Source organism: Bradyrhizobium sp. 142, assembly GCF_023074015.1.
Classification (GTDB): Bacteria; Pseudomonadota; Alphaproteobacteria; order Rhizobiales; family Xanthobacteraceae; genus Bradyrhizobium.
The window spans coordinates 62753-72078 of record NZ_JADPKQ010000052.1 but is presented as its reverse complement, the minus strand read 5'-3'; the positions used below and the strand labels follow the sequence as shown (position 1 = coordinate 72078).

Below are 9326 nucleotides of genomic sequence, written 5' to 3'. Positions count from 1 at the left end.
GCACGTGATAGCTCCAGTTGCGAACATGCTTGAGGATCAACAACCGCAACACCACCTCGGCCGGCGCGCCCAGCCGACCACGACTGCGGCTCTTGTGCGGCTCTTGGGATGTCGTCTCGCCAGCGCCTCGTACACTGCACCGACGATCTGTTCATCCGCCAGAACCCGGTCAGCATGGGTCATCCAACCTTCGCGAAGATCGCTCACTTCCCCGGCGATCAAGCCGTCGCCGAAGCTCAGTTGCGCTCTGCGCATCTCAATCACGTTTCTTCCTCCCCCGCGGCACCGCCGCATCAGGGCGCAACAGGTCGTGATTGAACGCGCAGATCGCCTCGATCGCGTCTTTCAGCTTCTGGTAATTCTCCAGCCAGCGGCGCACCTCGGCAACGCGCTCACGCCGCACACTGAACTGGCGCACGCGTCCACCCGCATAGCTCACCGTCAGGACATGCACCTGGTGCCCTTCGCCGCGCGCGCATTTCGGGCAGCCGCTCTTGTGACGAACGGTGCGCTCCAGCAACGAACCGCGCAGCAGTTCGCCGGTGACCGGCAGCTTGCCGACAAGCTTCTCACGCGTTTGAAGGGCTCGCTTACGAATCATAAGAATGAATCAATCCGCTTCAAGTCAACGCCAATCCGTTCGACCTTGCAGTTTTCGCCACACCAAGCGATTCTGGCTGCCTCACAAGGTCGCCGAATTTTGCGCCGGAAAGTAGCTATCGGGCCGGCTCGACGATGCGTCTCATCATGCCGCGCACCACCAGCTTGTGGAAGGGCATGATCAGCGCAAGATAGCTTCGCCCGAGCAGATTATGCGTCTGCACCAGCGTGGTCGAGGTGACCTGGCGGCGCGCCGCTGTGCCGCTGACATCGACCACCAGGCGGAAATCGAGATGATAATCGTTGAAGCCCGCCACCAGCCGCTCCGGGGTTTCGCTGAGCACCGGAAACAGGCCGATCAGGCCGCCCGGCGCCGGCGCGCCTTCGCCCGACGTCTTCAGCCCGAACGGCGTTACCAGAACATTGCGCAGGCGCACCAGCGCATCGATCCAGCGCGGTCCGTGCAGCACCATCCGGGTGCAGGCCTGCCGCGCGTCGAGGTTGGCCGTGCCGATCTCGACGCGAAAGGCGTCGATGAACTGCGCGCCAGCGAGCACAGCATTCGCGTCGACATCTGGGGCAACTTCGCGGACCGAGGTCATGCGCCCAATCTGCGCGCCAACATCCGAAACCGCAAGATCAGCAGCCCAGCATAGATAAACGTCCCGATCGACAGCCCAATCCAGACGCCGACGGCACCAAGTCCGGCGTGAAAGGCCAGCATCCAGGCAATCGGGAAGGCGATGCACCAATAGCCGATGGCGGCGAACACCAGCGTCATCCGCGTGTCATTGATGCCGCGCAGCGCGCCGCCCATGATGGTCTGGAGTCCGTCGGCGATGAAGAAGGTCGCGCCGACCAGGAGCAGCATTGCCGTCAGCTCGACGGTAGCCGCGCTGGATTCGCCGCTGCCGAAGAACAGCCGGCCCAGCGCGTAGCGGCCGAGCACGATTGCGATCGTGAGAGCGGAGACCAACGCGATCCCGAGCACGGCGGCGACCAGACCCGCGCGCTTCACCGCGAGCGGGTCGCCGCTGCCGAAGGCGTGGCCGACCCGCACGGTCGCGGCCATGCCAATGCCGAGCGGGACCATGAACAGTACGGCCGTGACCTGGAGCGCGATCTGGTGCGCGGCCAGCGCGGTGGTCGAAATCAGCCCCATCAACAGCGCGGCCGACGAGAACAGGCCATACTCCATCAACAGGGACAGCGAGATCGGGGCGCCGATCATGACGAGCTCGCGCATCAACGGCCAGTCGATCCGCCAGAGATGGGCAAGCGGACGATACTCGGCGAACGGCTTTCGCAAGCCCACAATGGCGATTGCGGCAGCGAAGGTGCCGGCATTGACCAGCGTGGTCGCAAGGCCGGCGCCGAGCAGGCCGAGCTCCGGCAGGCCGAACAGGCCGTGGATCAGGACATAAACCAGCGCGGCATTGGCGGGGATCGCCGCGAGCGTGATCCACAGCGGCGCCAGCGGCCGGTTCACCGCGCTCATCATGCTGCGCAGCGCGACGAAAGCGAGCGCCGGCGCGATGCCCCAGGCCAGCCCGTTCAGATAGTGCTGGGCAAGGCTTGCGGAATGCGGCGCCTGTCCGAGCGCCAACAAGATCCGTTCGCCATAGAGCGGCGAGGCCATCATCGGCAGCGAGATCAGCAGCGCGACCCACAAGCCGGCCCGCAAAGCGTGCCGGAGCCGTCTGACGTCGCCGGCTCCAAACGCCTGCGCCGCCAGCGGCGATACCGCCACCACGAGGCCGAGCCCGAACGTGAAGCTGACGAAATAGACCGTATGCGCCAGCGCGGCCGCCGCCACCGCGTCCTCGCCGAGCCGGCCGATCAGCGCGAGATCGGTCGTCATCATCGCGATCTGCCCGAGCTGCGTCAGCATCATCGGCACGGCCAGCCGCAGCGTCTCGACGAATTCATCGGCGAGATGGTTGGGCTGCACGCCTTGCGGCTGCGAACGAGGCTGGACGATGTCGAGCATGGCGGGTGAATAACACAGCCGCACGTCGAAAACATGGCTTGGCTTTTTTCCCTCTCCCCTGGTGGGAGAGGGTGGCTCGCCGCGTAGCGGCGAGACGGGTGAGGGGTCTGTCTCAGCAGATGCGATCGTGGAGAGAACCCCTCATCCGGCGCTTCGCGCCACCTTCTCCCACAAGGGGAAAAGGGAAGGAGCCCTCAGCCCTTGCGCTCGGGCACGCGCTTGATCCTGGCGCCGAGCGCGTTCAGCCGTTCCTCGATGCGCTCGTAGCCGCGCTCGATCTGGTCGGCATTGTTGATCGTCGATGTGCCCTCGGCGCAGACCGCCGCAAGCAGCATCGCCATGCCGGCGCGGATGTCGGGCGAGGTCATCGGCGCACCGCGCAGGCGGCTCGGTCCGGCGATGATGGCGCGGTGCGGGTCGCACAGCACGATGCGCGCGCCCATCGCGATCAGCTTGTCGACGAAGAACATCCGCGACTCGAACATCTTCTCGAACATCAGGATGACGCCCTCGCACTGCGTGGCGGTGACGATTGCGATCGACATCAGGTCGGCGGGGAAGGCCGGCCAGGGCTGGTCCTCCAGCTTCGGCACGTGGCCGCCGAAATCGTCCTGGATCTTCAGCGTCTGGTTCGAGGGCACGATCAGGTCGTCGCCCTCGACGCGGCAGACGATGCCGAGCCGTTCGAACCCCATGCGGATCGAGCGCAGATGCTCGACGCTTGCGCGCACGATGCGCAAGGGCGAGCGCGTCACGGCGGCAAGTCCGATCAGCGAGCCGACCTCGATATGGTCGGGCTGGATCCTGTAGGTGGCTGAACTTAGCGGCGCCGGCCCGTGCACGATCATGGTGTTGGTGCCGATGCCCTCGATTCTGGCACCGAGCGCGACCAGGAAGTTGGCGAGGTCCTGCACATGCGGCTCGGAGGCGGCGTTGCGCAAATACGTGATGCCGTCGGCGGCCACGGCCGCGATCAGCGCGTTCTCGGTCGCGGTGACGCTGGGCTCGTCCAGGAATACGTCGGCGCCGGTGAGCTTCGAAGCGCGGAATTCAAGCCGGTCGGTCGCGGTCACCTTGGCCCCGAGCTGCTCCAGCGCCAGCATGTGCGTGTCCAGCCGGCGCCGGCCGATGACGTCACCGCCGGGCGGCGGCAGCATCACCTCGCCGCAGCGGGCGAGCAGGGGACCTGCGAGCAGGATCGAGGCGCGGATGCGGACGCAGAGCTCGGGATCAAGATCGGCGGCGCGGATGCTCTTGGCGTGAATGACAAGCGTATTGCGGGCGGTCCATTCGGCCGACGCGCCGACCGAGCGGATCAGCTCGACCAGCGTCTCCGTGTCGCGGATCCGCGGCACGTTCTCCAGCGTCACCGGATGCTCGGTGAGCAGCGCGGCCGCGATGATCGGCAGCGCCGAATTCTTGTTGCCGGACGGCTCGATCGAGCCCGAGAGCCGGTGACCGCCCTCGACGATATATTGGATGGGCGCCACTTGGGTCTCTCGCTGTCGTGTGGGGGCGGGGCCGGTTTGGAGGCGGAAACTACCGAGAATTGAGCGAGGTAGCAATTCTGCACTTGTCGCGGCTGACGGCCGCTCATTGGGCCCGAAGAGGCCTTTGGGCTCGCCGCGTCACAGGACCCTCATGGTGAGCAGCGCGGTACGCGCGTCTCGAACCATGAAGGCCCGGCTCTCGCCCGCGGCCATCCTTCGAGACGCCCGCTTGTCGCGGGCTCCTCAGGATGAGGGCGAATGCAAGCCTCAGATATCGATCGTCGCGCTCAGCGAATGTTCCTGGATGAAGTCGCGGCGCGGCTCGACGACGTCGCCCATCAGCTTGGTGAAGATGTCGTCGGCCTCGTCGACCTCCTTGACCTTGACCTGGAGCAGCGAGCGCGCGTCGGTGTTGAGCGTCGTCTCCCAGAGCTGCTCGGGGTTCATCTCGCCGAGGCCTTTGTAGCGTTGCAGCGTGACGCCCTTGCGGCCGGCGTCGGTGACCGCTTCGAACAGGTCGACGGGGCCGTAGACCATGTGCTCGACATCCTTGCGGCGCAGCTTGCCGGGGCGGGCGTAAACCTCCTGGAGCTTCTCCGTGTACTCGTCGAGCTTGCGGGCTTCGACCGATCCCAGAAAGGCGTCGTCGATGACGGCGGCTTCCTTGACGCCGCGCACCGTGCGCTCGAACTGGAAACCCTGGCCTTCCACGTATTGGCCGATCCAGCCGCGCTCGACCTCCTCGGCCAGAGTGTCCAGGCGGGCGGCAATGTATTGGGCGGCTGCGGCGGCCTTCTCCGGATCGCCGTAGATTGTCTTGTTGAGCACGCCGGTGATGGCGGCCTGCTCGATCACCTTGCGATTGTAGCGGCTGTGCAGGCTGCGCAGGACGCCGCGGACGGTGCGGGCATCGTCGATCAGCGAACGCAGATCGCGGCCGGTGCGATCGCCGCCGGTGCCGGGACTGTAAACGCAATCATCGAGCCCGGTATCGATCAGATAATCCTCCAGCGCCCGCTCGTCCTTCAGGTACTGTTCGGACTTGCCGCGGTTGACCTTATAGAGCGGCGGCTGGGCGATATAGAGATAGCCGCCGTCGATGATATCGCGCATCTGGCGGTAGAAGAAGGTGAGCAGCAGGGTGCGGATGTGCGCGCCGTCGACGTCGGCGTCCGTCATCACGATGATCTTGTGATAGCGCAGCTTCTCGATCGAGAACTCGTCGCTGATGCCGGTGCCGAGCGCGGTGATCAAGGTTCCGATCTGCTCACTGCCCAGCATCTTGTCAGGACGCACGCGTTCCACGTTGAGGATCTTGCCGCGCAGCGGCAGCACCGCCTGGAATTCGCGGTTGCGGCCCTGCTTGGCGCTGCCGCCTGCCGAATCGCCCTCGACGATGAACAGCTCGGACTTCGCCGGGTCCTTTTCCTGGCAGTCGGCGAGCTTGCCGGGCAGCGAGGAGACCGAAAGCGGGCTCTTGCGCGTCAGCTCGCGCGCCTTTCGCGCGGCTTCGCGGGCGGCGGCGGCCTGGATCACCTTGCCGACGATCATCTTGGCTTCGCTGGGGTGCTCCTCGAACCAGGCCTGCAGCGCCTCGTTGAGGACGTTCTCGACCACGGGGCGCACTTCCGAGGACACCAGCTTGTCCTTGGTCTGCGACGAGAACTTTGGATCAGGCACCTTCACCGACAGCACCGCGGTGAGGCCTTCGCGGCAGTCGTCGCCGGTCAGCGCGATCTTTTCCTTCTTCGCATTGTTCTCGGCATAGCCGTTGACCTGACGCGTCAGCGCGCCGCGGAAACCGGCGAGATGAGTGCCACCGTCACGCTGCGGGATGTTGTTGGTGAAGCACAGCACGTTCTCATGGTAGCTGTCGTTCCACCACAGCGCGGCCTCGACGCCGATGCCGTTGGCGTCGGCGCGCACCATGATCGGCGCCGGCACGATCGCCTTCTTGTTGCGATCGAGATATTTGACGAACTCCTCGACGCCGCCGGAATAATGCATCTCCTCGCGCTTCTCCACCGCGTGACGCATGTCGGAGAGGGCGATGTTGACGCCGGAGTTGAGGAAGGCGAGCTCGCGCAGCCGGTGCTCGAGGGTCGCGAAGTCATATTCGATGTTCTTGAAGGTGTCGGGCGAGGCGAGGAACGTCACCTCGGTGCCGCGCCTGCCCGGCGCGTCGCCGACCACCTTGAGCGGTGCGACGGCATCGCCATGGGCGAATTCGACGTAATGCTCCTTGTTGTCGCGCCAGATCCGCAAGCCCAGCTTGCTCGACAACGCGTTGACCACGGAGACGCCGACGCCGTGCAATCCGCCGGACACCTTGTAGGAGTTCTGGTCGAACTTTCCGCCGGCGTGGAGCTGGGTCATGATGACCTCCGCCGCCGAGATGCCTTCGCCCTTGTGGATGTCGACGGGAATGCCGCGGCCGTCGTCGCGCACGGTAACGGAACCGTCGGCATTGAGAATCACGTCGACGCGCGTGGCGTGGCCGGCGAGAGCCTCGTCGATGGCGTTATCGACCACCTCATAGACCATGTGGTGCAGGCCGCTGCCGTCGTCGGTATCGCCGATATACATGCCCGGACGCTTGCGGACGGCATCGAGACCCTTGAGCACCCGGATCGATTCCGCGCCGTATTCGTTCGCGGGAGTGGGCTCGGTTTCGGCGGTCGTCTGCCGGGCAGGTTCTGTCATTGAGAGGCCTTCGAGGATGTCGTCGAATCAGCGGCGCAAAAAGGCGCTGATTGCAGCTATTTGTGCCATGAAAGGAGGATTGCGCCTAGCGCAAAGTATCCTCCCGCAACCCTTTGAGCAGATAGGGATTTTCGCCCGGTTTTCAAGCCGTTTGAAAGCTGATTTGGGGCACTGCGAAAAGCCCGATTCGGCCCTGGTCTTCAGTCCCCGAAAGCGTGGATTTTGCGGGTATGGGAAGCGCGGTTCCGAGGCGCTTTGCGCGCGCCGGAACGACCCGCGCTCAGTACATCTGGAGCGGCAGGACATCGCCGCTCGGCCCCACCATGAGGCCCCAGGCATCGCCGGCGGCCACGGTGAGGGTCTCGTTGCGGGCGGGATGCCCCGCCACGCGCAGAGCATATTGGTACTTGCCGGGCGGCAGGTCGAGCATCGGGCCTTTCGGCGATTGCGGGCCGCCAGCACCGGCTGCGATCTTGATGGTCTGCTTGTTGATCGTCAGCGCAGCTTCCTTTGGCCCCACATTGCCGAGCATCAGCCTGGCCTGTCCGGGCTTCGGCATGATGTCGGCCCTGGTCGCGGCATCCGGATTCTTCTGCGCCAGATTGACCGTGGTCTCGCCCCCGGCGCGGCCGAGCTTGAGCACGGCGGGGCCCTGCGGCGAGGTGAAGTCGATCTGCGCGCGTTCTGCGGACACGGTCGCACCGTCGGTCTTTTCCTGCCAGCCGAGCTTTCCAAGTTCGGATCGGTAGAAGGCCAGGACGTCGCCAAGCGGGGCAGGGATGCTGGCTTCCAGCTCGCGGCGGAATGGGGCCTCGCTGCCCGGCAGCTTTGTAGTGGCAAGCGAGGTCGATGAACGCTGCGTCGGTACCGGCAGTTGAGATTCGGAATCGGGCTTGAGCGGCTCCGCGGATTTGGCCTGTGCCTCGGCCGCAGGCTTGGCTGCGGCCACCATGAGGCCGGAGCCGTCGGCGCGGACATTCACCTTCGGGCCCATCTGCATCACGGTCATCGAGATCGCCTTGCCGGCTTTCGAGAACTCCATCATCGCCATGTTGGGCTGGTTGATGACTGATGGTTGCTCCTTCCAGCCCGCGGACTTCAGCGAGGCGCGATAGAAGGCGGTGAGCGCTTTCACGCTTGAGCAGGACGAGAATTCGAGCTGGCCGTCGTCGCCCGCGAATTTCACGCCCTCGGCCGTTTCGGGGAGCGGCACGGGCGTTTTGCTGTCAGCGAGCGCGTTCAGCGGCGCGTCGGACAGTGTTGCGGCCTGCGTCTTGCGGCGGATTTCGTCGGCGGCGGTGACCTGCTTGGCGGCGGTCTCCGCATCCTTGAAGAATCTTTCGTCGGCTTCCTTCTTCGCCTTGATCCGCGCCGCCAGCGCCGCTTCCGTCAACTGCGTGGCCAGGCTGACAATGGTGAAATCATATTTGCGGCCGAGCCGCAGCACGCCGCTTTCCTCGGCCGAGGAGACCTTGATCGCCATTTCGTCGTCCGTGGCAACCGTCGCGTTGCCATTCTCCTGCCATCCGCGCGCAGCGAGCTCGCGACGATAGAAGGCGAGCACCGCGGGCAGCTCGGCCATCACGGCGGCCGACATCTCGCGCTTGTCGGAGCTGGCGCTGCCCTTACCCATGGCCGTCTTGGTTGGACTCGGCCGCGGCAGGCCGGCGAGGTCGCTGTCTGCCTTGAGATCGGCGGGGAGAGCGAAGGGCGCGATCCTGATGTCGACATTGGTCCTGCCGTCGTCGCGGCGCGTCAGCGTCAGCATGACCGGCCTCTGCTTGTAGAAGCCGGTGACGTCGCCGTCGGGATGGTCGAAGAACGCTCGCTGGCCATTCGGAACGGTCTCGTCCAGACCGGTCGTCGTCCAGGGGGCGGCCGTCTCGGACGTCAGCTTCCGCCAGCCGATCGCCGCCATCTGGCTGGTGTAGAAATCCGATGTTGTATCGGGCGCGGTTGGCGCGACGCAGCCCAGATAGGGCCTTGTGCCATCGAACACGATGTCGCTTGCGCCCTCGGGGAACGGCACGTTCGAATAGATCCGGTCGGTCGTGTAATAGACCACGGACTGGTCGGGCCGGCCGAGTGCTTGGGTGAAATGAACCGAAAGTCCCTGCCGCCCCTTCTTGAATTTCAGCGTGGTGCTTTTTTCCTCCAACGGCATCACATAGGGCACCCAGCCGTCGGCACTCAGGAGCTTTCGCACGGCGGGCAATGTCACCACCTGTGGCGTCGGCACGCGATATTCCACGCGGTAGCGATCCGGGTGCGATGTGTCCTCGACCGCGCCCTCGAGCTGCGGCAGGGCGTGCACGTCGACGATGCCGTCGTCAGCGCGCGCGGGAAGCGAAGCGCTCGCCATGAGCAGAAGGCTGCAGGCAAGCAGTCGCCAGCGTGCCGGGACCTGGGCCCCACACTTGATCATCGACATCGCCAAAACTCCTGGATTTCGCGCCGGTCTTCATTCCACGCGCGACTGCAGGCTGCGACACCGTCGGCGCGGCCTCAGACAACTAGTCGCGGCAGGAACCGGAGAGGTTCAA

The 9326-nt window shown here is 65.2% G+C and carries 6 protein-coding genes and 1 pseudogene; all 7 read right to left on the bottom strand.

Going from position 1 to position 9326, the window contains the following annotated elements; all coding sequences use genetic code 11:
- Positions 1 to 255, bottom strand: a pseudogene (locus IVA82_RS05945) (ISNCY family transposase); the annotation flags it as partial.
- A gap of 1 nt (position 256) precedes the next feature.
- A complete protein-coding gene (locus tag IVA82_RS05940; protein ID WP_247383763.1) occupies positions 257 to 601 on the bottom strand; it encodes a DUF6788 family protein in 345 nt (114 codons plus the stop codon).
- A gap of 115 nt (positions 602 to 716) precedes the next feature.
- Positions 717 to 1202: a DUF2867 domain-containing protein gene (locus tag IVA82_RS05935; protein ID WP_247383673.1), complete on the bottom strand. Its 486-nt coding sequence runs from the start codon at positions 1200 to 1202 to the stop codon at positions 717 to 719.
- On the bottom strand, positions 1199 to 2590 hold the full coding sequence (locus IVA82_RS05930) for an MATE family efflux transporter (RefSeq protein WP_247383672.1): 1392 nt from the start codon (positions 2588 to 2590) through the stop codon (positions 1199 to 1201). The genes IVA82_RS05935 and IVA82_RS05930 overlap by 4 nt, the downstream gene beginning before the upstream one ends.
- Before the next feature lie 194 nt (positions 2591 to 2784).
- Positions 2785 to 4080: a UDP-N-acetylglucosamine 1-carboxyvinyltransferase gene (gene murA, locus IVA82_RS05925; protein WP_247383671.1), complete on the bottom strand. Its 1296-nt coding sequence runs from the start codon at positions 4078 to 4080 to the stop codon at positions 2785 to 2787.
- Positions 4081 to 4347: 267 nt separating this feature from the next.
- Positions 4348 to 6783 carry a DNA topoisomerase (ATP-hydrolyzing) subunit B gene (gyrB, locus tag IVA82_RS05920; protein ID WP_247383670.1) on the bottom strand — a complete coding sequence of 812 codons (2436 nt, stop codon included), beginning with the start codon at positions 6781 to 6783 and terminating at the stop codon, positions 4348 to 4350.
- A 280-nt stretch (positions 6784 to 7063) separates the two neighbouring features.
- The gene (locus IVA82_RS05915) at positions 7064 to 9214 is read right to left on the bottom strand and encodes a hypothetical protein (protein WP_247383669.1); all 2151 of its coding nucleotides are present in this window, start codon (positions 9212 to 9214) and stop codon (positions 7064 to 7066) included.
- Between the last annotated feature and the right edge of the window lie 112 nt (positions 9215 to 9326).